Annotated in this window: 17 protein-coding genes and 1 tRNA gene; 10 read left to right on the top strand and 8 right to left on the bottom strand. The window is 73.5% G+C overall.

The annotated features are described in order from the left end of the window. Nucleotides 1-2 precede the first annotated feature (2 nt). From I8N68_RS09695 to I8N68_RS09685, 3 genes are all read right to left on the bottom strand, one after another. Nucleotides 3-1,286, bottom strand: coding sequence for a VWA domain-containing protein (locus I8N68_RS09695; protein ID WP_200209539.1), 1,284 nt, complete (start codon nt 1,284-1,286; stop codon nt 3-5). 64 nt (nt 1,287-1,350) lie between these two features. Next, nucleotides 1,351-1,707: an MmcQ/YjbR family DNA-binding protein gene (locus tag I8N68_RS09690; protein ID WP_200209538.1), complete on the bottom strand. Its 357-nt coding sequence runs from the start codon at nt 1,705-1,707 to the stop codon at nt 1,351-1,353. A 268-nt stretch (nt 1,708-1,975) separates the two neighbouring features. After that, the gene (locus I8N68_RS09685) at nt 1,976-3,673 is read right to left on the bottom strand and encodes a dolichyl-phosphate-mannose--protein mannosyltransferase (RefSeq protein WP_372433689.1); all 1,698 of its coding nucleotides are present in this window, start codon (nt 3,671-3,673) and stop codon (nt 1,976-1,978) included. Between the two features lie 92 nt (nt 3,674-3,765). Here I8N68_RS09685 and rsmI point away from each other — a divergent pair, with 92 nt between their 5' ends. Continuing rightward, complete coding sequence (gene rsmI / locus I8N68_RS09680) at nt 3,766-4,605, top strand: 16S rRNA (cytidine(1402)-2'-O)-methyltransferase (protein ID WP_234039288.1); 840 nt, start codon at nt 3,766-3,768, stop codon at nt 4,603-4,605. Between the two features lie 11 nt (nt 4,606-4,616). Here the strand turns inward: rsmI and I8N68_RS09675 are convergent, their stop codons facing one another. Beyond that, on the bottom strand, nt 4,617-5,531 hold the full coding sequence (locus tag I8N68_RS09675; RefSeq protein ID WP_372433688.1) for a hypothetical protein: 915 nt from the start codon (nt 5,529-5,531) through the stop codon (nt 4,617-4,619). 139 nt (nt 5,532-5,670) lie between these two features. Between I8N68_RS09675 and metG the strand changes: the two genes are divergently transcribed. Next, nucleotides 5,671-7,473, top strand: coding sequence for a methionine--tRNA ligase (gene metG / locus I8N68_RS09670; RefSeq protein ID WP_200209535.1), 1,803 nt, complete (start codon nt 5,671-5,673; stop codon nt 7,471-7,473). Nucleotides 7,474-7,533: 60 nt separating this feature from the next. On the opposite strand, the gene I8N68_RS09665 is transcribed toward metG, so the two are convergent. Next, nucleotides 7,534-8,385: an alpha/beta fold hydrolase gene (locus I8N68_RS09665; protein ID WP_200209534.1), complete on the bottom strand. Its 852-nt coding sequence runs from the start codon at nt 8,383-8,385 to the stop codon at nt 7,534-7,536. A gap of 58 nt (nt 8,386-8,443) precedes the next feature. Beyond that, nucleotides 8,444-9,694 (bottom strand): hypothetical protein, encoded by a 1,251-nt coding sequence (locus I8N68_RS09660; protein ID WP_200209533.1) that lies wholly within the window; start codon nt 9,692-9,694, stop codon nt 8,444-8,446. Nucleotides 9,695-9,776: 82 nt separating this feature from the next. On the opposite strand from I8N68_RS09660, the gene I8N68_RS09655 reads away from it, so the two are divergent. From I8N68_RS09655 to I8N68_RS09630, 6 genes are all read left to right on the top strand, one after another. Further along, nucleotides 9,777-10,673: a TatD family hydrolase gene (locus I8N68_RS09655; RefSeq protein WP_200209532.1), complete on the top strand. Its 897-nt coding sequence runs from the start codon at nt 9,777-9,779 to the stop codon at nt 10,671-10,673. Nucleotides 10,674-10,705: 32 nt separating this feature from the next. Continuing rightward, complete coding sequence (gene rsmA / locus I8N68_RS09650; RefSeq protein ID WP_200209531.1) at nt 10,706-11,575, top strand: 16S rRNA (adenine(1518)-N(6)/adenine(1519)-N(6))-dimethyltransferase RsmA; 870 nt, start codon at nt 10,706-10,708, stop codon at nt 11,573-11,575. An 84-nt stretch (nt 11,576-11,659) separates the two neighbouring features. Continuing rightward, nucleotides 11,660-12,616 (top strand): 4-(cytidine 5'-diphospho)-2-C-methyl-D-erythritol kinase, encoded by a 957-nt coding sequence (locus tag I8N68_RS09645; RefSeq protein ID WP_200209530.1) that lies wholly within the window; start codon nt 11,660-11,662, stop codon nt 12,614-12,616. A 223-nt stretch (nt 12,617-12,839) separates the two neighbouring features. Beyond that, complete coding sequence (locus I8N68_RS09640) at nt 12,840-14,651, top strand: ABC-F family ATP-binding cassette domain-containing protein (RefSeq protein ID WP_200209529.1); 1,812 nt, start codon at nt 12,840-12,842, stop codon at nt 14,649-14,651. 93 nt (nt 14,652-14,744) lie between these two features. Continuing rightward, nucleotides 14,745-15,200 carry a DUF4383 domain-containing protein gene (locus I8N68_RS09635; protein ID WP_200209528.1) on the top strand — a complete coding sequence of 152 codons (456 nt, stop codon included), beginning with the start codon at nt 14,745-14,747 and terminating at the stop codon, nt 15,198-15,200. 114 nt (nt 15,201-15,314) lie between these two features. After that, nucleotides 15,315-15,791 carry a DUF4383 domain-containing protein gene (locus I8N68_RS09630; RefSeq protein ID WP_200209527.1) on the top strand — a complete coding sequence of 159 codons (477 nt, stop codon included), beginning with the start codon at nt 15,315-15,317 and terminating at the stop codon, nt 15,789-15,791. Nucleotides 15,792-15,805: 14 nt separating this feature from the next. Here the strand turns inward: I8N68_RS09630 and I8N68_RS09625 are convergent, their stop codons facing one another. Then, a complete protein-coding gene (locus tag I8N68_RS09625) occupies nt 15,806-16,492 on the bottom strand; it encodes a TetR/AcrR family transcriptional regulator (protein ID WP_200209526.1) in 687 nt (228 codons plus the stop codon). Between the two features lie 191 nt (nt 16,493-16,683). Further along, on the bottom strand, nt 16,684-17,676 hold the full coding sequence (locus I8N68_RS09620; RefSeq protein WP_200209525.1) for an acyl-CoA desaturase: 993 nt from the start codon (nt 17,674-17,676) through the stop codon (nt 16,684-16,686). Nucleotides 17,677-17,896: 220 nt separating this feature from the next. Between I8N68_RS09620 and I8N68_RS09615 the strand changes: the two genes are divergently transcribed. Together I8N68_RS09615 and glmU are read left to right on the top strand one after the other, a co-directional pair. Further along, nucleotides 17,897-17,968, top strand: a tRNA-Gln gene (locus I8N68_RS09615). Between the two features lie 108 nt (nt 17,969-18,076). After that, nucleotides 18,077-19,612 (top strand): bifunctional UDP-N-acetylglucosamine diphosphorylase/glucosamine-1-phosphate N-acetyltransferase GlmU, encoded by a 1,536-nt coding sequence (gene glmU, locus I8N68_RS09610; RefSeq protein ID WP_307812721.1) that lies wholly within the window; start codon nt 18,077-18,079, stop codon nt 19,610-19,612. Nucleotides 19,613-19,624 lie beyond the last annotated feature (12 nt).

The following is a 19,624-nucleotide window of genomic DNA, read 5'->3' as shown; positions in this document are numbered from 1 at the left end:
CCTCAGTTCTCCCTCCAGGTGGCGACCCACCAGCGGGTGAGCAGCCCGGCGACCAGCCCGGTGAGCAACCCGGCCAGCGTGAGCAGGAGCAGCAGCGTCCAGCCGCGGCCCAGATCCGGCCCGTCGGGGGCGGGGGAGGCGGCGACCACGTCGACGGTCAGCTCCACCGGCATGCCCGGGGTGGCTTCGGTGCCCGGGCGCGGCGCGAAGGCGTTGCTGACCACCAGGCAGACCGTCCGCGCGGGCCGCGTACCGCCCGGCTCGGGCGTCGGCGTGGCGGCGTCCTCCGCCGCCGACCAGCGCAGACCGGCGGAGATCACGTCGGTGCGGCCGCTGCCGGCGTCCACGCCCCGGACGAGTTCGCGGCCGTCCGGGTCGGTGGCCCGCAGCAGCACCCCGTAGTCCGGGTTGACCGGCCGGTCCAGCCCGACGCTGACCGAGGCGCGCAGCTCCTGCCCCTCCCGCACCGGCACCCGGTACCAGCGGTGCTCGGAGAACGCCTCCCGGTCGGTGTAGACGCCGGGGGCGAGCAGCGGGGCGTTTGGGCACTCCGCCGCGCCGCCGACCACCGTCGGGGTGGCCGTGTACGTGTCCCGGGCCCGGTCCACCAGCTGCTTGATCCGGCCGCTCAGCTCGTCGACGCTCTGCGCCGCGGTGTACGTCCCGCCGGTGGCGCCGGCGATGCAGAGCAGCTGCCGGCGGACCTTCTCGTCCGGGGCCAGGCCGAGGGTGTCGACCACCAGCCGGGTGCCCTGGGCGGCCAGCTCCCGGGCCACCTCGCACGGGTCCGGCGGGGCGCAGGTGTCCTCGCCGTCGGTGATCAGCACGATCCGCCGGGCGGTGGCGCCGGTGCCGAGATCCTGGGCCGCCGAGCGGAGCGCCAGCCCGACCGGGGTGAAGCCGGTGGGCCGCAGGGTGGCCACCGCCGCCTTCGCCCCGGCCCGGTCGACCGGGCCGACCGGCACGATCTGCTGGGTGTCCTGGCAGCCCTTCTTCTTGTCCTTGCCCCGGTAGGTCGCGCCGAGCACCCGGATGCCGAGCTGGGTCTCGTCCGGCAGCGCGTCGACCACCTCGTTGAACGCTTGCTGGGCGACCGAGATCCGGCTGCGCCCGTCGATGTCGCGGGCCCGCATCGAGCCGCTGACATCGAGCACCAGCTCGACCTTCGGCGGCTCGGCGGGAGGTTCGGTGGTCTCGTCGTCGGCCGCGGCGGGCGGCGGACCGATCAGCGCGGTCGCGGCCAGCAGTCCCAACAGGACGGCCGTCGATCGTCTCTTGTTGATCACCGGCCGAAGTGTAGTGAGATCCACTTTAGATGATCATCCGGGTCCGGCCGACCCGGACCGGAGCTCAGTCCAGGAGCGCGACCAGGCGTTTCGGGGCCACCGCCCGGTACGCGTCGCGGCACAGCTCGTCGATCTCGGTCCAGTCGACCGCGCCGTCGAGGCGTACGCCGAGCCAACCCCGGCCGCCGACGTAGGGCGGGCGGAAGAAGCGGGCCGGGTCCGCCGCGATCAGCTCCTGCTGGGCGCCGGGCGGTGCGGCGCACCACAGGTGCGCGAAGTCCTGGTCGTGGTGCCCGTCGGCGTGCAGCGTGACGAAGGTCATCCGGCCGCGGACGAACCAGGTGGGCGAGCCGTGGCTGAGGCGCTCGCTCACCTCGGGCAGGGCGGCGCAGCTGCCGCGTACCCGGTCCAGCAGCTCCATCTGTCCGTCCCTCCGCCGTCACGTCTTCGCAAGGTCCCGGCCAGATGACCCACCGTTAACTGCCCGATGTGAACCATTCGGCCGCTGGTGCATCCGTCGGCAATCTGACTCAACTCCACCCGTTGTGCACATGCTGGCGGGTGGTTAAGCTCTTCGTGCGCGCCCCAATCGCCCGCTTCCCCCGTGGCAGGCGATCGGGGCGCGCCTCTCTTTGCCCGGACCCGCGCCACCGGCCGCACCCCGCCGCGCGGGCCGCGCCGCCGCAGCGTCAGATCCAGCGGCCGTCCAGCCACATCCGGGCCGACCAGTCCGCGTACGGCAGCAGCCGGCCGACGAAAATCGGATAGAAGTACGCGAAGCAGAGCGCCACCAGCAGCACGTACCCACCGGCCACGATCCCGCCCACCAGCCGCCGGTCGGAGACCTCCTCCCGAGTGGCGACGGTCGACCCGAGCGGCGCCCCGGCCGGCGAGATGATCGCGCCGAGCACGTAGACCACCGCCAGCACCAGGAACGGCAGTGCCGGCGCGGCGTAGAAGGAGAACATCGTCCGGCCGTCCAGGGCGAACCAGAACCAGGGCAGCAGGCCGACGGCCACGCAGAGCAGGATCGCCCCGGCCCGCCAGTCCCGCCGCGCCAGGCCCAGCCAGACCGTCGCCGCCAGCGCCGGCAGGAACGACCACCAGAGCAGCGGGGTACCCAGCAGCAGGATCTCCGAGGCGCAGCTCGGCGCGCCGCAGTTGCCGTCCCCCGACCAGTAGAAGGCGACCGGCCGGCCCAGCAGCAGCCACTGCCACGGCCAGGACTGGTACTTGTGCGGGTCGTCCAGCTGGGTGTGGAAGCCGTACGCGGCCCGGTGGTACTCCCACAGGTTGATCAGCGGGCCGATCACCGGGGCGTCGCTCAGGCCGGGAGTGTTGGGGTAGCGGCTGGCCAGCCGGTAGTAGCCGTCGTCGCCGAGCAGCCAGCCGGACCAGGTGAGCAGGTAGGTGCCGACCATCAGCACCCCCGCCACCAGCAGCCAGGGCAGCTCGTCGAGCAGGGTGTCGCGCCACGGCCGGCGTACCCCGGCGGAGCGGCGGACGCCGACCTCCCAGAAGATCACCAGCAGCGCGAAGGCCGGCAGGAAGTAGAGGCCGCTCCACTTGACCGCGCAGGCGCAGCCCAGGAGCACCCCGGCGAGCAGCCGCCACCACGGCCAGTCCCGCCAGCTCGACGGCGGCCGGCCGGCCCGCCCGGGCAGGGACGGATCCAGTCCGGCCTCCAGCGCCCGGGTCCAGCGGCGCCGACGGGCATCCCGGTCGAGGACCAGGGCGCCGAACGCGGCCAGCACGAACAGCAGCAGGAAGATGTCGAGCAGGGCGGTGCGGGAGAGCACCAGGTGGAAGCCGTCCAGGGCGAGCAGCAGCCCGGCGGCGCAGCCCAGCGTGGTCGACCGGAACAGCCGCCGGCCGATCCGGACCAGCAGCAGTACCGACAGCGTGCCGGCGACGGCCGCCGCGAAGCGCCAGCCGAACTCCGGGGCGGTGGTCATCAGGTGCCCCGGTACGGAGATCTTCGTCTCGGCGTCCTGGTAGCCGAAGGCCCACTCGCCGAACCCGATCAGCCACTTGCCCAGCGGCGGGTGCACCACGTACGACGGGCCGTTGTCCTTGTAGTTCCACTCGACGCCCCGGTCGATCAGGCCGTACGCGTCGCGGGCGTAGTAGATCTCGTCGAAGATCTTGCCGTTCGGGCCGCTCAGGCCGAGGAACCGCAGGATCGCCGCGATCAGCACGACCACCCCGGTGGCCAGCCAGGCGTGCCCGTCGAGCCGGGCGTCGACGGTGACCAGGCGGCGCCGGACCACGGCCGGGATGCCGTCCCCGCCCGTCGTCGCGGGCGCGCCGGCGGGGTGGTCGGTCGCGGTCCGGTCCGAGCCGGGCCCGCCGGCGCTCGCACTCTGTGCAGTCGACGCACTCGTCACCCGGCGATCGTAGGCTGCGAGGGTGCCCGGTGGCGCCCGTCGTCTCCGAGATTGGTACCGCCGTCGATGAAGGAGCGCCATCCGTGGGTGAAATGTCCGAGGTGGGTCGCCTGATCCTGCTGGGCGCGCCGCTGGGCAACCCGGCCGACGCCTCCGCCCGATTCCGCGAGGTGCTCGCCACCGCCGACGTGGTCGCCGCCGAGGACACCCGGCGGCTCACCCGGCTCGCCCGGGACCTGGACGTCACGGTGCCCGGCCGGATCGTCTCCTACTTCGAGGGCAACGAGGAGCGGCGTACCCCGGAGCTGGTCGAGGTGCTCACCGCCGGGTACGTGGTCGCGCTGGTCACCGACGGTGGCATGCCCAGCGTCTCCGACCCCGGCTACCGGCTGGTCCGGGGCGCGCTGGACGCCGGCGTCCCGGTCACCGCCGCCCCCGGGCCCAGCGCGGTCACCACCGCCCTGGCGCTGTCCGGGCTGCCCAGCGACCGGTTCTGCTTCGAGGGCTTCCTGCCCCGCTCACCGGGCGCCCGCCGGTCCCGGCTGCGCGCCCTGGCCGCCGAGGAACGCACCCTGGTGCTCTTCGAGGCGCCGCACCGGATCACCGGCGCGCTGGCCGACCTGGCCGCCACCTTCGGCGCCGACCGGCCCGCCGCGCTCTGCCGCGAGCTGACCAAGACGTACGAGGAGGTGGTCCGCCGGCCGCTCGGCGCGCTGGCCGACTGGGCCGCCGAGGGCGAGCCGCGGGGCGAGATCACGCTGGTGGTGGGTGGCGCGTCGCCGGCCGCCGCGGAGCGACCCGACGACGACACCCTCCGCGCGGCGGTGGCCGAGCGGGAGGCCGCCGGGATGTCCCGGCGCGACGCCATCACCGAGGTGGCGACCGGGTACGGGCTGCGGCGCCGCGAGGTCTACGGCGTCGTGCACAGCTGACCGGCCGGCGGTCACCAGGCGTGGGCCAGGAAGCCCAGGGCGATCAGCACGGGCCCGGCCAGCGACACCCCGACCGCCCAGCGTCGGCGCTGCCGGCCCCGTAGCCGGGTGGCGCCGGTCCATCGGGCGATCCCGGCGCCGCAGGCCAGTACCAGCAGCAGCCCGAGCAGCCAGCGCAGGTGCCGTTCCGCACCGGTGTCCGCGTACGCGGTGCCGCCGTCCGGTCGGGTCATCCGCGCCGGCAACGCCGTGCCGGTGGCGGTGCGCGCGGCGGGCACCCCGCTGACGCGTACCCCGTGCGCGACGAAGCTGCCGTCGTCGGCGAGGAAGATCCCCCGGCAGCGCTGGGTCAGCCCGCCCCCGGTGCAGTCGGCGATCACGACGGTGCCCGTCGTGCCACGCCCCATCGCCAGCCAGAACGGCCCGGCGCTGACCCAGGCGAAGAAGGTGGCCAGCAGGCTCAGCAGCAGCAGCGCCGCCAGCCCGGGCAGCGGGTCGAGCGGGTGGGTCCGGCGGGGAGCCGGGCGCCGGCTGCGGCGGGCCCGGGTCGAGCGGTCCCGCCCTCGACGCGGCTCCTCGCGCAGCGGCGTGCCGTCCCAGTGCACCTCCTCGATCGGTCGCCAGAGGGCGGCGTCGCCGTCCGGGTCGCCCGGCGTACCGGTGACGGGTTGGCACCAGTGCCCGCGGCCCGGCTGCCGGACCGGGACCCGGCGCGGGACGGCGTCCGCCGGCGCGCCCGTGGTCGGCTCCACGTCGGTGGGCGGCTCGGCCGCCGGGACCGGCGCGGCCGGGACCACCCGGGGCTGGGGGGCCACGGACCCGGCGCGGGCCGCCCCGGCCGGGCGCCGGCCCTCGGCCGCGGTGGCCGGGCCCGAGGACGAGCCGTCCTGCTCCGGCCCCGCTCGTCTGCTGGTCACGACGTTCATTTCACACCGGTACGGCGGGGTGATCGGGCAGCTCAGGCCGCGTGTCGGCGACAAATCGGGCGGTTCACGGCGTCGCCCGCCACCCCGGGCGGCCTATTGGTTCGCGGCGGCCGGGCAGCGGTCACTAGGCTTGCTGGTCATGAGTCACGTTCTCGCCGCGGTCGCCTGGCCCTACGCCAACGGTCCGCGCCACATCGGCCACGTATCCGGATTCGGCGTTCCCTCCGACGTCTTCGCCCGGTACATGCGGATGGCCGGCCACGACGTGCTCATGGTCTCCGGCACCGACGAGCACGGCACGCCCATCCAGGTGCAGGCCGACGCCGAGGGCGTCAGCGCGCGGGAGCTGGCCGACCGGTACAACCGGGTGATCGTCGAGGACCTGCACGGCCTCGGCCTCTCCTACGACCTGTTCACCCGGACCACCACCCGCAACCACTACGCGGTGGTGCAGGAGCTGTTCGAGGGGATGCACCGCAACGGCTACATCGTGCCAAAGACCACGATGGGGGCGATCTCCCCGTCGACCGGCCGCACGCTGCCGGACCGGTACATCGAAGGCACCTGCCCGATCTGCGGCTACGACAGCGCCCGCGGCGACCAGTGCGACAACTGCGGCAACCAGCTCGACCCGATCGACCTGATCGACCCGAAGTCGAAGATCAACGGGGAGACCCCGAAGTTCGTCGAGACCGAGCACTTCTTCCTGGACCTGCCGGCCCTCGCCGACGTGCTGCGGCAGTGGCTGGACACCCGGGAGGGCTGGCGCCCCAACGTGCTGCGCTTCTCGAAGAACCTGCTCGACGACCTCCAGCCCCGGGCCATCACCCGGGACCTGGAGTGGGGCGTGCCCATCCCGCTGGACGGCTGGCGGGACCGCACCGACAAGCGGATCTACGTCTGGTTCGACGCGGTGATCGGCTACCTGTCGGCCTCCATCGAGTGGGCCCGCCGCTCCGGCGACCCGGACGCCTGGCGGAAGTGGTGGTCGACCGACGGGGAGGGCAAGGACGCCCTGGCCTACTACTTCATGGGCAAGGACAACATCGTCTTCCACTCGGTGATCTGGCCGGCGCTGCTGTCCGGCTACTCCGGCGAGGGCAGCCGGGACGGCGAGCCGGGCCAGCTCGGCCGGCTCAACCTCCCCACCGAGGTCGTCTCCAGCGAGTTCCTCACCATGGAGGGGCGCAAGTTCTCCTCGTCCCGCAAGGTGGTCATCTACGTCCGCGACTTCCTCCAGCGGTACGACGCGGACGCGCTGCGCTACTTCATCGCGGTCGCCGGCCCGGAGAGCAACGACACCGACTTCACCTGGGCCGAGTTCCTCCGCCGCAACAACGACGAGCTGGTCGCCGGCTGGGGCAACCTGGTCAACCGGTCCGTCTCCATGGCGGCGAAGAACTTCGGCGCCATCCCGCCGGTGGACCCGGCCGGTCTCACCGAGACCGACGAGGCGCTGCTCGCCACCGCCCGGGCCGGCTTCGGCGTCGTCGGCGACCTGATCGCCCGGCACCGGCAGAAGCAGGCCATCGGCGAGGCGATGAAGGTGGTGGCCGAGGCCAACAAGTACCTCTCCGAGCAGGCCCCGTGGAAGCTCAAGGGCGAGGACGACAAGCCGCGGATGGGCACCATCCTGCACGTCGCCCTCCAGGTGATCAGCGACGCCAACACGCTGCTCACCCCGTTCCTGCCGCACTCCGCGCAGCAGGTCCACGAGCTGCTCGGCGGCACCGGGGTGCACGCCCCGATGCCCTCGATCGTGGCGGTCGACGATCTCGACGGCGGGCCAGCCTACCCGGTGCTGACCGGCGACTACACGGTCGGCGCACGCTGGGAGTCCGTGCCGCTGGAGGCGGGCCGGCCGCTGGCCGCGCCGAAGCCGGTGTTCCGCAAGCTCGACCCGTCCATCGTCGACGAGGAGCTGGCCCGGCTGGTCGGCTGAGCGCCACGCGTGACGGCGCGGCTCCCGGGGTCTCCCGGGGGCCGCGCCGTCGTCCCACGGTCAGGCGCGCGCCATCGTCGGCGCGCCGATGAACTCCATGATCGCCTGGTTCACCTCGGTCGGGTGCGTCCACGGCGTGCCGTGCGGCGCCCCCTTCAGGGTGACCAGCTTGCAGTTCGACAGCATGTTCTGCAGCCGCTGACCCGTCTTCGGGTACGGCAGCACGTTGTCCTTGTCGCCCTGGATGATCAGCACCGGGATGTTGATGTTCGGCAGGTCGCCCCGGAAGTCGGTCAGCCAGGCGTCCACCGAGTCGTGGCTGCCCTTCGCCGACGCCTGCGCACCGATCTGCCAGTGCGCCCGGTACGCCTCCTCACTGACCCACTTGCCCTTGTTCTCGCTGTAGTTGAAGAACGTGTCGCAGAACTGGGTCAGGAAGGCGAACCGGTCGGCGATGATCGCCTGCTGGAACCCCTTGAACAGGCTCTTGTCGACACCCTCGGGATTATCGGCGGTCTTCATCAGGAACGGCGCCAGCGGGGCCATCAGCACCGCCCGGTCCACCCGGTCCGAGCCGTACGCCCCGAGGTAACGGGTCACCTCACCGGTGCCCATCGAGTGCCCCACCAGGATCGCGTTGCGCAGATCCAGCTCCGTCATCAGCACGTCGAAGTCGGCGGCGAAGGTGTCGTAGTCGTACCCAATCGCCGGCTGGGCCGACGCGCCGAACCCGCGCCGGTCGTAGGTGATCACCCGGTAGCCGGCCGCCTGCAGCGGAAGGCTCATCTTCTCCCAGGTCGCGCCGCTGAACGGGAAGCCGTGGATCAGCACGATGGGCTGACCGGAGCCGTGATCCTCGTAGTACAGGTCGATCGGGGCGGAGTTCTCCGTCCCCACGGTGATGAAGGGCATTCTCGTCTCCCGATGCGCTGATGTCGCTGACGCCCGCGCTTTCCCGATTCGCCCCCCGTTATGCCTGCGGGTACGGCAGGTCCACCACCCGGTCGTCGATCAGCTCGGCGCCCGGCGCCCAGGTCTCGTAGACGCCCCGCTCGTGGCACTGTGCCCCGGTCGTCGCCACCGCATCCCCGTCCGGCCGGCACAGCCGCAGCCGCAGCCAGCCCGCCTCCTCCCGGAGCACCAGGCAGGGCACGCCCCGCCAGGTGGCCACCCGCAGCCGGCGGGCCGCCGCGTCCACCGGATAGCGGGCCGCCCGGGTCATCGCCAGCACCCGGAAACCGCCGGGCTGATCGGCCACCGCCTCGTACTCGCCGCCGGCGTACACGCCGACCAGCTGGGTGGCGCGCGGCGCGTCACCGGTCGGCACGTACTCCTGGTCTGGGGAGAGCCCCGGCACGGCGGCGAGCAGGTGCCGCCACTGCGGGCCGACCATCCGCAACCAGCCGCGCTGCTCCGCCTGGTAGGTGTAGAGCACCACCTCCACCCCCTCCGTCGGGTAGGCGAGCAGCGTGGCGTTGGCCGGCATCGGCAGGTCCGCGAAGTCCCGGGTGATGAACTCCGGGATGAGCTGGGCGTTGCTCGGCACGAACCCCGTCCCCAGCACCGGCGGGCCGAGCCGGTCCCGGGGCGGCAACGCGGTCAGTCCCCGGTGCGCCGGGCCCACCGGCACGTCGTAGTCGCCGGGGTCGGCGGCCCGCCAGCGCAGCGCGTACGCCACGTCGGTGCCGTCCCGGCCGCCCTCGCCGTCGCCGCGCAGCACCGCCATCCCGGCCGGCGTCCGCAGGTGCGCGACGTCGTGCTCCCGATAGCAGAAGCCGTGCGGCAACCAGCCCCGCACGTACCCGGCGAGCTGGCGGGCGGAGAGCACCTTCACCATCCGGGTGCCCGGCCGGATCACCGCCGAGGCGCGGACCGCGGCGAGCACCGGGTCGCCGGCTGCGGCCGGCTGCTGGCTGAGCTGGTGCACCTGCGCCCAGCCCCGCTCCCGGTGCAGCGGCATCAGCAGCGGCGCCTCCGCCTCCTCGGTCGGGTTGGTCGTCCCGTGCACCGCGGTGACCTCGGTGACGTGCACGAACCTGCGCCACGGGTGGCTGGCGCCGGGCCGGGACACCCGCTCGAAACCGGGCACCTCGTCCGCGCTGAACAGCTCGTACGCCGCGCCCCGGGCGATCTCCTCCGCCGGGTGGACGCGGCCGTCGTACGTCACGTGCAGCCCGGCCCGCTCCGACGCGGTACCGCTGGCCTGGGGGGTGACGGTCACCACCGGGATGCTAAGCGTGACAGGTGTTGGGGACGTGAACAGTCGGTGGCGGTCCGGGAACGCGGCCGCGGGTCGGTGTGTGATGCTGGCCGCGATGACCGAACAGACCGAATCCCGCAAGCAGCGCGCCGCCCGCCGCGCCGGCGAGTTCCCGCCCGCCCCGGAGGCGCTGCCCCGCCCCGTGCTGGACAGCCACACCCACCTGGACATCACCGTCAACGAGGCCGGCGCGCCCGGCGGTCCCGCCGACGACCCGGTCGCCGCGGCCATCGAGGTCGCCGCCGGCGTGGGGGTGGACCGGCTGGTCCAGGTCGGCGTGGACGTCGACTCCTCCCGCTGGGGCGCCGACGTGGCCGAGAAGTACGGCGCGGTGCTGGCCACCGTGGCGCTGCACCCCAACGAGGCGCCCCGGCTGGCCGACCTCGACGCCGCGCTGCGCGAGATCGAGGCGCTCGCGGCCCGCGACCGGGTCCGGGGGATCGGCGAGACCGGGATGGACTTCTTCCGTACCGGCGACGAGGGGCGGGCCGCGCAGGAGGAGAGCTTCCGCGCGCACATCGCCATCGCCAAGCGGTACGGCAAGGCGCTGGTCATCCACGACCGGGACGCGCACGCCGACGTGCTGCGCATCCTCGACGACGAGGGCGCCCCGGACACCGTGGTGCTGCACTGCTTCTCCGGCGACGCCGAGTTCGCCGCCGAGTGCGTCCGCCGGGGCTACCTGCTCAGCTTCGCCGGCACCGTCACCTTCGGCAGCGCCGCGGCGCTCCGGGAGGCCGCCGCGCTCACCCCGCTCGACCAGCTCCTGGTGGAGACCGACGCGCCGTACCTGACCCCGATGCCGCACCGGGGCCGGCCGAACGCGTCGTACCTGATCCCGCTGACGGTCCGGTCGCTCGCCGCGACCACCGGCGCCGACCTCGACGAACTCTGCGCAGCGATCTCGGCGACCGGCGACCGCGTCTTCGGCCCGTGGTGAGCGACCCGGAACCCGCCGCTACGCTACGGGGCGTGACCGGTCTCCTCGGCCCGGCGGAGATCCGGGAACTCGCCGCCCGCCTCGGCGTCGCCCCCACCAAGAAGCTCGGCCAGAACTTCGTGCACGACCCCAACACGGTCCGCCGGATCGTCGCCACCGCCGGGCTCGCCCCGGACGACGTGGCGCTGGAGGTCGGCCCCGGGCTCGGCTCGCTCACCCTGGCCCTGCTCCCGGTCGCCGCGCACGTGCACGCGGTGGAGATCGACCCGACGCTGGCCGACGCGCTACCGGAGACCGCCGCCCGGTTCGCCGGCCCGGACGCCGCCCGGCTCACCGTGCACCGGGCCGACGCGCTGCGCGTCCGTGCCGCCGAGCTGGCCGAGCCGGCGCCCACCGCGCTGGTGGCCAACCTGCCCTACAACGTGGCCGTGCCGGTGGTGCTGCACCTCCTCGCCGAGCTGCCCACCCTCCGGCACGGGCTGGTGATGGTGCAGAAGGAGGTCGCCGACCGACTCGTCGCCGGTCCCGGCTCCAAGGTGTACGGCATCCCGTCGGTCAAGCTCGCCTGGTACGCCCGCGCCCGGGCCGCCGGCAAGGTTCCGCCCAACGTGTTCTGGCCGGTGCCCAACGTCGACTCCGGCCTGGTCGCCTTCACCCGCCGCGAGCCGCCCCGCACCGACGTCGCCCGGAAGGCGGTCTTCGCGGTGGTGGACGCGGCGTTCGCGCAGCGCCGCAAGACCCTGCGGGCCGCCCTCGCGGGCTGGGCCGGCGGGGCCGACCGGGCCGCCGCCGCGCTCATCGCCGCCGGTGTCGACCCCGGCGCCCGCGGGGAGTCGCTGACCGTCGAGCAGTTCGCCGCCATCGCCGCGTCGGCCCCGACCGCCGTACCCGCCGCGCAGTAGGCTGGCGCCGTTGTCCGACCCCGCCGAGGAGCTGATCGTGGAGAAGCCGTTCGAGACTCGCCTGCGCGGACGGGACCTCGTCCCGTGACCGAGGCCTGGCGACCGGACGACGAGGACGAGCACCAGCGGCGCGGGGCCAGCGGGCCGGTCAAGGTCCGGGTGCCGGCCAAGGTCAACCTGCACCTCGGGGTCGGTCCGCTGCGCCGCGACGGCTACCACGAGCTGAACACCGTCTACCACGCGATCTCGATCTACGACGAGCTGACCGCGCGGCGGGGCGACACCCTCACCCTGACCATGGAGGGGGAGGGGGCCGGCGAGCTGGCCCTGGACGGCTCCAACCTGGTGATCCGGGCCGCGCACGCCCTGGCCGGATACGCCGGCGTACCGCCGCACGCCCGGCTGCACCTGCGCAAGCAGATCCCGCTCGCCGGCGGGCTGGCCGGCGGCAGCGCCGACGCCGCCGCCGCGCTGGTCGCCTGCGACGCGCTCTGGGGCACCGGGCTGTCCCGCGACGAGCTGGCCGGCATCGCCGCCGACCTCGGCTCCGACGTGCCGTTCCTGATCCACGGCGGCACCGCGCTGGGCACCGGCCGGGGCGAGGCGGTCAGCCCGGTGCTGGCCCGCCCCACCTCGTGGCACTGGGTGGTGGCGGTCGCCGACGCGGGCCTCTCCACCCCCGCCGCGTACCGGGAACTCGACCGGCTCCGTGACGCGGGCACCGCCGGTGAGCCGCTGGGCAGCACCGACGCGCTCCTCGCCGCGCTGCGGCAGCGCGACCCGCGGGTGCTCGCCGCGGCCCTCGGCAACGACCTCCAGGCCGCCGCGCTCAGCATGCGCCCCGCGCTGGCGGACACGCTGAAGGCGGGGGAGGCGGCGGGGGCGCTCGCCGGTCTCGTCTCCGGCTCCGGTCCGACCTGCGTCTTCCTCGCCACCGACGAGGCGCACGCCGGCCGGATCGCCGCCGAGCTGGAGGCCGCCGAGGTGTGCCGGGAGGCCCGGGTCGCGCACGGCCCGGTCGCCGGAGCGCGCATCGTCTGAGCCGGCCGGGCGGTCACCCCGGCCCCCGTCACCGGGCGGGCCCGAGGCGGCGGGCGGGCGGCGGGGACGGCACGCCGCGCCGGGATGGAACAAGCAGCCGCCGGGGCCGGTTGACCCCCAGGGGCCCGGCACCTGGCCAGGTGCCCGCGTACCCTGAAACGTCGCAGGCGTCCCACGTGCCCCCGGCACCGGGACGCCTTGATCATGGGAGGTAGGTGAGGTCGTGGCCAACATCGTCAACCTGGACCGGGTGTCCAAGGGGTACGGCGCCGCCGGGCCGCTGCTCACCGACGTCTCCCTCGGCCTCGACGACGCCGACCGGATCGGTGTGGTCGGCCTCAACGGCGCCGGCAAGTCCACCCTTTTGCGGCTGCTCACCAAGCAGGAGGAGCCCGACGACGGGCGGGTCACCCACCGCCGCGACCTGCGCGTCGCCTGGCTGCCGCAGAGCCTCACCCTGGCCCCCGACGCGACCGTCCGCGACGTGGTGCTCGGCACCGCCTGGCTCGGCGAGAGCATGGGCGCGGAGCACGAGTGGGCCGGCGACGCGGGCGTCCGGGCCATCCTCGACGGCCTCGGCATGCCCTACCTCGGCCTGGACCAGCCGGTCGGCCCGATGTCCGGTGGCGAGCGGCGCCGGGTGGCGCTGGCCGCGCTGCTGGTCCGCGAGTCCGACCTGCTGATCCTCGACGAGCCCACCAACCACCTCGACGTCGGCGGCGTCGACTGGCTGGCCCGGTACCTGGTCGGCCGCAAGGGCACGCTCGTCGTGGTCACCCACGACCGGTGGTTCCTCGACGCGGTCTGCACCGACACCTGGGAGGTCGCCGACCAGACCGTCCGGGCGTACGAGGGCGGCTTCGCCGCCTGGATCCTCGCCCGCGCCGAACGCGAACGGGTCGCCGCCGCCACCGAGGCCCGCCGGCAGAACCTGCTCCGCAAGGAGATCGCCTGGCTGCGCCGCGGCCCGCCCGCCCGCACCTCCAAGCCGCGCTTCCGGATCGACGCCGCCAACGCGCTGATCGCCGACGTGCCGCCGCCGCGCGACACCATGTCGTTGCAGAAGCTCGCCACCGCCCGGCTCGGCAAGCAGGTGTACGACCTGGAGGACGTCACCCTGCACGCCGGCCCCAAGGAGATCCTGCACGACGTCACCTGGCAGGTCGGCCCCGGCGAGCGGATCGCCGTGCTCGGCCGCAACGGCGCCGGCAAGACCACCCTGCTCCGGATGCTCGCCGGCATCACCCGCCCCGACGGCGGCCGGTTCGCCACCGGCTCCACCGTCAAGCCGGCGTTCCTCTCCCAGGAGCTGGCGGAGCTTCCCGGCCAGCTGCGCGTCCTCGAAGCCGTCGAGGAGGTCGCCCGCCGGGTCCAGCTCGGCGACCGGGAGATCTCCGCCGCCCAGCTGGCCGAGATCTTCGGCTTCGACGACCGGCGGCTCTGGACCCCGGTCAACGACCTTTCCGGCGGGGAACGCCGCCGGCTCCAGATGCTGCGACTGCTCGCCAACGAGCCCAACGTGCTCCTCTTCGACGAGCCCACCAACGACCTGGACACCGACACCCTCGCCGCGCTGGAGGACCTCCTCGACTCCTGGCCCGGCACGATCATCGTGGCCAGCCACGACCGGTACCTGATCGAGCGGGTTACCGACTCCGTGTACGGGATGTTCGGCGACGGCCGGCTGGTGCACCTGCCCGGCGGGGTCGACGAGTACCTGGACCGGGCCTCGACCGACCGGCCGGCCCCGACGCGCGGCCAGCTCACGCCCGCCCCGGCCGCACCCACCGGCGGCGCGCCGACCGGGATGTCCGCCGCGGAGGTCCGGGTGGCGAAGAAGGAGCTGAGCCGGCTGGAACGGCAGGTCGGCAAGCTGGAGCAGAAGGAGGCCACCCTGCTCGACCAGCTCGCCGCGCACGCCACCGACTACGCCCGGGTCGCCGAGCTGGACGCCCAGCTCAAGGAGCTGCGGGCGGAGCGGGAGCGGACCGAGGAGGCGTGGCTGGCGCTCGCCGAGGAGCTGCCGGCCGGCTGACCGCGCCACGGGTGGGGGGTGTGCGGCGTCACAGCCCGCCGTGCGGGACAATCGCAGGCGACCCCTCACCCGAACGGTCTTGGAGACTCAGACATGGCCCACACCCCCGTCAACCACCCCGCGCGGCCGATCTACCGGGCGATCGGCGGGCTCGTTGGTCTGTACTTCCTGGTCTTCGGCGTGCTCGGCATCATCGCGAGCGCCGGGAACGACGTGCTCGCCCAGAACGACACCCGGATCCTCGGCCAGGGCACCAACACCGGCTACTCGCTGCTCGCCGTCCTGCTCGGGCTCGCGATCCTGGCCGGCACCGTCATCGGCCGCAACCTCGACGTGATGGTCAACCAGTGGCTGGCGTACGTGCTGATGGTGCTCGGCCTGGCCGAGCTGGCCTTCATCCGCACCGACGCGAACATCTTCAACTTCTCCATCGCCACGGTCATCGTGACCCTCGTCCTCTCCCAGGTCCTGCTGATGGTCGGCATGTACGGCAAGGTCGGCACCCACGAGGAGAAGGAAGCCTGGGAGAAGGCCCGGCTCGTCCTCTGATCTCGGCTGCGCTCCGGGCCCGGCTGGGTAGCCGGGCCTTCGGCGTTTCCGGGGACAGGGTCTTTCCGGTCGGGCGACAATGTGGCGGAATCGGTCACTTGGCTGGAGGCGCAGATGCCGCACTTTCCGGTGAACCATCCCGCGCGGCCGCTCTACCGGGCCCTCTCCGGGCTCATCGGGCTCTACATCCTGGTCTTCGGCGTGTACGGGGTGGTGCAAACCTGGGGCGACGGGCTGTTCGACCGGGGCCCGAACTACGCCCTCGGCCTCCGCACCAACCTGGCCTTCGCGCTGGTGTCGGTGGTGTTCGGCATCGTGCTGATGATCGGGGCATCCCGCCGGGGCAACCTCGGCCACTACATGAACCTCACCGCCGGGGCGGTCTTCCTGATCACCGGCATCCTGATGATGTCCGTGCTGCAGACCTCGGCGAACTTCCTCAACTTCTCGATGTCCACCGTGCTCGTGTCGCTGCTGTTCGGGCTGATCCTGCTGGCCACCGGCCTCTACGACAAGGTCGGCAGCGAGGAACACGCCGAGGAGGAACGGCGCCGCCGCAACCACCCCGTCTCCGGGGTGTCCAGCCACTGAACCCCGCCGGGCGGTCAGCCCGGCTTGCGGACCGTGATCAGGCCCGGCTTGGCCTCCAGGTGCGACAGCCCGTTCCAGGCCAGGTTCACCAGGTGCGCCGCGACCACTTCCTTGCGCGGCTTGCGCACCTCCAGCCACCAGCGGCCGATCAACGCCACCATGCCCACCAGCGCCTGCGAGTAGAGCTCAGCCAGCTTGGGGTCGTAACCCCGGCTGGAGAACTCGGCGCCCAGGATGTGCTCCACCTGGTGCGCGACGTCGTTCATCACGCTGCTGAAGTTCCCCGTCGCCGACATCAGCGGCGACTCCCGGACCAGCACCCGGAACCCGCTGGTCTCCTCCTCGATGTACGTCAGCAGGGTCAGCGCCGCCTGCTCCAGCAACTCCCGGGGGTGTCCCGCCGTCAGCGCGGAGGTGATCCGCTCCAGCAGCGACCGGACCTCCCGGTCCACCACCACCGCGTAGAGCCCCTCCTTGCCGCCGAAGTGCTCGTAGATCACCGGCTTGGAGACCCGGGCCCGGGCCGCCACCTCCTCGATCGAGGTGGCGTCGAAGCCCCGCTCGGCGAAGAGCTGCCGGGCGATCGAGATCAGCTGCTCGCGGCGCTGCGCCGCGGACATCCGTACCCGGGAGGAGGACTTCGGCGCCGGGACGGCCCGCCGTCTGGCGGAGCTGGCGTCGTTGCCGGGAATGTCGGTCATCTCGTCACCTCGCTGGCGCTCAGTGACGCCCTGCCGTGGGATCCGGGTGCTCATGTCGTGGCCCCGCCGGCTACGCGGCGGCGCCGGACGGGCCGCCAGGCCGTCCTGCCGGTCGGCGGCGCTCAAGCTCGATCACCCGGTCATCCTGCCAGGCGACCCCGACACGCACCGACCGGTTTCACCGCTCCGGCTCAGCCGCGCCCTGGTCCGGCGCCTCCCCGCCAGCCGGTGGCCCGGTCGGGCCCGACCAGCTTCGCCGTGATGCGCTCCGGCCTGGGCCAGCGCACCGCCCAGGCGGCGCCGGCCTTCTCCAGCAGCCAGATCACCCGGGCGGACATGTCGATCTGGCCGCGCAGCACCCCGTGTCGGGCGCTGGTCGGCTCGGCGTGGTGCAGGTTGTGCCAGCTCTCCCCGAACGACAGGACCGCCAGCGGCCAGAAGTTCGACGCCCGGTCGCCCTGGCGTACGGCGAACGGGCGCTCGCCGTAGACGTGGCAGACCGAGTTGATCGACCAGGTGACGTGGTGCAGCAGCGCGACCCGGACCAGCCCGCCCCAGAAGAGCGCGGTGAGCGCGCCCGGCCACGACCAGGTGAGCAGCCCGCCCATCGCCGCCGGCCCGAGCAGCGAGACCGCCACCAGCAGCGGGAAGAACCGGTCGACCCGCCGGGTCGCCGGGTCGGCGAGCAGGTCCGGGGCGAACCGCTCGCGGTTGGAGAGTTCCCGGTTGAACAGCCAGCCGACGTGGGCGTGGAACATCCCCTTGGCCAGCCCGCCGACGCTCTCCCCGAACCGCCACGGCGAGTGCGGGTCGCCCTCAAGGTCGGAGAAGGCGTGGTGGCGACGGTGGTCGGCGACCCACTGGATGATCTCGCCCTGGACGGCGAACGAGCCGGCGACGGCCAACGCCACCCGCAGCCAGGGCTTGGCCTTGAAGGAGCCGTGGGTGAAGTAGCGGTGGTAGCCGACGGTGATGCCGAGCCCGGACAGCACGTACCAGAAGCCGGCCACGGCGATGTCGGTCCAGCTCAACCAGCCGCCCCAGGCGACCGGCACGGCGGCGAGCAGGGCGAGGAACGGGACGACCACGAAGGCCCAGAGGGCGATCAGGATGCCCCGGGACTGGTGGCCCTGGGTCAGCGGCTTCGGGCCAATGGCGTTCGGGTCGGTGAGGGCGGTCGACATGGCACCTCCCAGAGCGGATGGGCTACGCCAACGTCACCGTAACCGGGGGCCTGCTAGATCACCCGGCAGAGAGTGGATCGTGAATGGAGCAGGCGAAGGCGCGTGTGTCGCGTACGAGTGGGTCTGGCTGGAAGACGTGGTGGATGGCCTGGTGGCGGCCGGGCGCCACGATGCGAGCGGCCAAGGGCTGAAGCCGAGGCGCTAAGCTGTGGAAGACCCTTCGGCCGTGGTGTAATTGGCAACACCCGGGTCTTTGGTACCCGTGTTTCAGGTTCGAACCCTGGCGGCCGAGCTTTCCTACTGCGCCCGGATGCTGTCTGAGCGGGGTAACGGGCGAGCGTTCCGAGCCGCGTGGTTAGCATGGCCGCGAGACTGTCGCCGTCCCGACGGGAGCCACGTCGTGTCCGAGCCCCACCCCCGCACTGTCGTCGTGCTCGCCGCCGGTGAGGGCAAGCGGATGAAGTCGTCGCTGCCCAAGGTGCTGCACCCACTGCTCGGTCGTACCCTGCTGGGCCACGTGCTGGGCGCGGCCGCGCCGCTGCGCGCGGACCGCACCGTGGTGGTGATCGGGCACGGCGCCGACCAGGTCCGCGGGCACCTGGCCGAGGTGGCCCCGGAGGCCACCCCGGTGCTCCAGGCGCAGCAGCTCGGCACCGGGCACGCGGTCCGGATCGCCCTGGAGGCCGCGCCGGACGCCACCGGCACCGTCGTGGTGATCAACGGGGACGTGCCGCTGCTGCGGCCGGAGACCGTGACCGCCCTGGTCGAGGCGCACGAGGCCGCGGGTGCCGCGGCGACCGTGCTGGCCGCCGAGGTGCCCGACCCGACCGGCCTGGGCCGGATCGTGCGGGACACCGCCGGCCGGCTGGCGCAGATCGTCGAGGAGCGCGACGCCACCCCGGAGCAGCGCGCGCTGCGGGAGATCAACGCGGGCATCTACGCCTTCGACGCCGCGCGGCTGCGCGACGCGCTGGGCAAGCTCTCCACCGACAACGACCAGGGCGAGGAGTACCTGACCGACGTCTTCGGCCTGCTGCGGGACGCCGGCGAGCCGGTCGCGGTGCACGTCGCGGCCGACCACGTGGAGACGCTGGGCTGCAACGACCGGGTCGAGCTGGCCGCGCTGCGCCGGCTGCTGCGCGACCGGGTCAACGAAGGTTGGCTGCGCACCGGGGTGAGCATCCTCGATCCGTACACCACCTGGATCGACGTGACGGTGACCGTCGAGCGGGACGCGGTGATCGATCAGAACACCCAGCTGCAGGGCGCGACGGTGGTCGGCGCCGGCGCGGTGGTCGGGCCGGACGTGACGCTGATCGACACCACCGTGGGCGAGGGCGCCACCGTGCTGCGCAGCCACGCGGTCGGCGCCGAGGTCGGCCCGCGGGCCACCGTGGGGCCGTACGCGTACCTGCGGCCGGCGGCCCGGCTGGCCGAGAAGTCGAAGGTGGGCACCTTCGTCGAGGTGAAGAACTCCGAGATCGGCGTGGGCGCGAAGGTGCCGCACCTGTCGTACGTGGGTGACGCGACGATCGGGGCGAAGGCGAACATCGGCGCGGCGACGATCTTCGTGAACTACGACGGGGTGAACAAGAACCGCACCGTCATCGGCGAGGCGGCCTTCATCGGCTGCGACACCAGCCTGATCGCGCCGGTCGAGGTGGGCGCGGGGGCGTACGTGGCGGCGGGCAGCGCGATCAGCCAGGATGTCCCAGCGGGCGCCCTCGGGGTGACCCGGGCGCCGCAGCGCGCCATCGAGGGCTGGGTGGCCCGCAAGCGGGCCGGTACGGCGTCGGCCGCGGCGGCTGAGCGGGCCCGGGCGGCGGCTGAGGGTGCGTCGGTCGAGGCGTCCGCCGCAAGCGAAGGTGAGCCAATGCACGAGGGCGCGGAGACCGTGAGCGGACCGGCGACCGCGGGGGATACTGCAACCGAATAGTCCCCGGCTCCA

The organism is Micromonospora coerulea, assembly GCF_016598485.1.
GTDB classification, from domain to species: domain Bacteria; phylum Actinomycetota; class Actinomycetes; order Mycobacteriales; family Micromonosporaceae; genus Micromonospora; species Micromonospora coerulea.
The sequence above is the reverse complement of the archived record's forward strand: the minus strand, read 5'-3'. Positions and strand labels throughout refer to the sequence as shown.

Coding starts and splice junctions, on each gene's coding strand:
- I8N68_RS09665 (WP_200209534.1), bottom strand. CDS start 8,385: ATGCCCTTCATCACCGTGGGGACGGAGAACTCCGCCCCGATCGACCTG.
- I8N68_RS09625 (WP_200209526.1), bottom strand. CDS start 16,492: ATGACCGACATTCCCGGCAACGACGCCAGCTCCGCCAGACGGCGGGCC.
- I8N68_RS09690 (WP_200209538.1), bottom strand. CDS start 1,707: ATGGAGCTGCTGGACCGGGTACGCGGCAGCTGCGCCGCCCTGCCCGAG.
- I8N68_RS09675 (WP_372433688.1), bottom strand. CDS start 5,531: ATGAACGTCGTGACCAGCAGACGAGCGGGGCCGGAGCAGGACGGCTCG.
- I8N68_RS09620 (WP_200209525.1), bottom strand. CDS start 17,676: ATGTCGACCGCCCTCACCGACCCGAACGCCATTGGCCCGAAGCCGCTG.
- metG (WP_200209535.1), top strand. CDS start 5,671: ATGAGTCACGTTCTCGCCGCGGTCGCCTGGCCCTACGCCAACGGTCCG.
- rsmI (WP_234039288.1), top strand. CDS start 3,766: ATGTCCGAGGTGGGTCGCCTGATCCTGCTGGGCGCGCCGCTGGGCAAC.
- I8N68_RS09630 (WP_200209527.1), top strand. CDS start 15,315: ATGCCGCACTTTCCGGTGAACCATCCCGCGCGGCCGCTCTACCGGGCC.
- I8N68_RS09635 (WP_200209528.1), top strand. CDS start 14,745: ATGGCCCACACCCCCGTCAACCACCCCGCGCGGCCGATCTACCGGGCG.
- I8N68_RS09655 (WP_200209532.1), top strand. CDS start 9,777: ATGCTGGCCGCGATGACCGAACAGACCGAATCCCGCAAGCAGCGCGCC.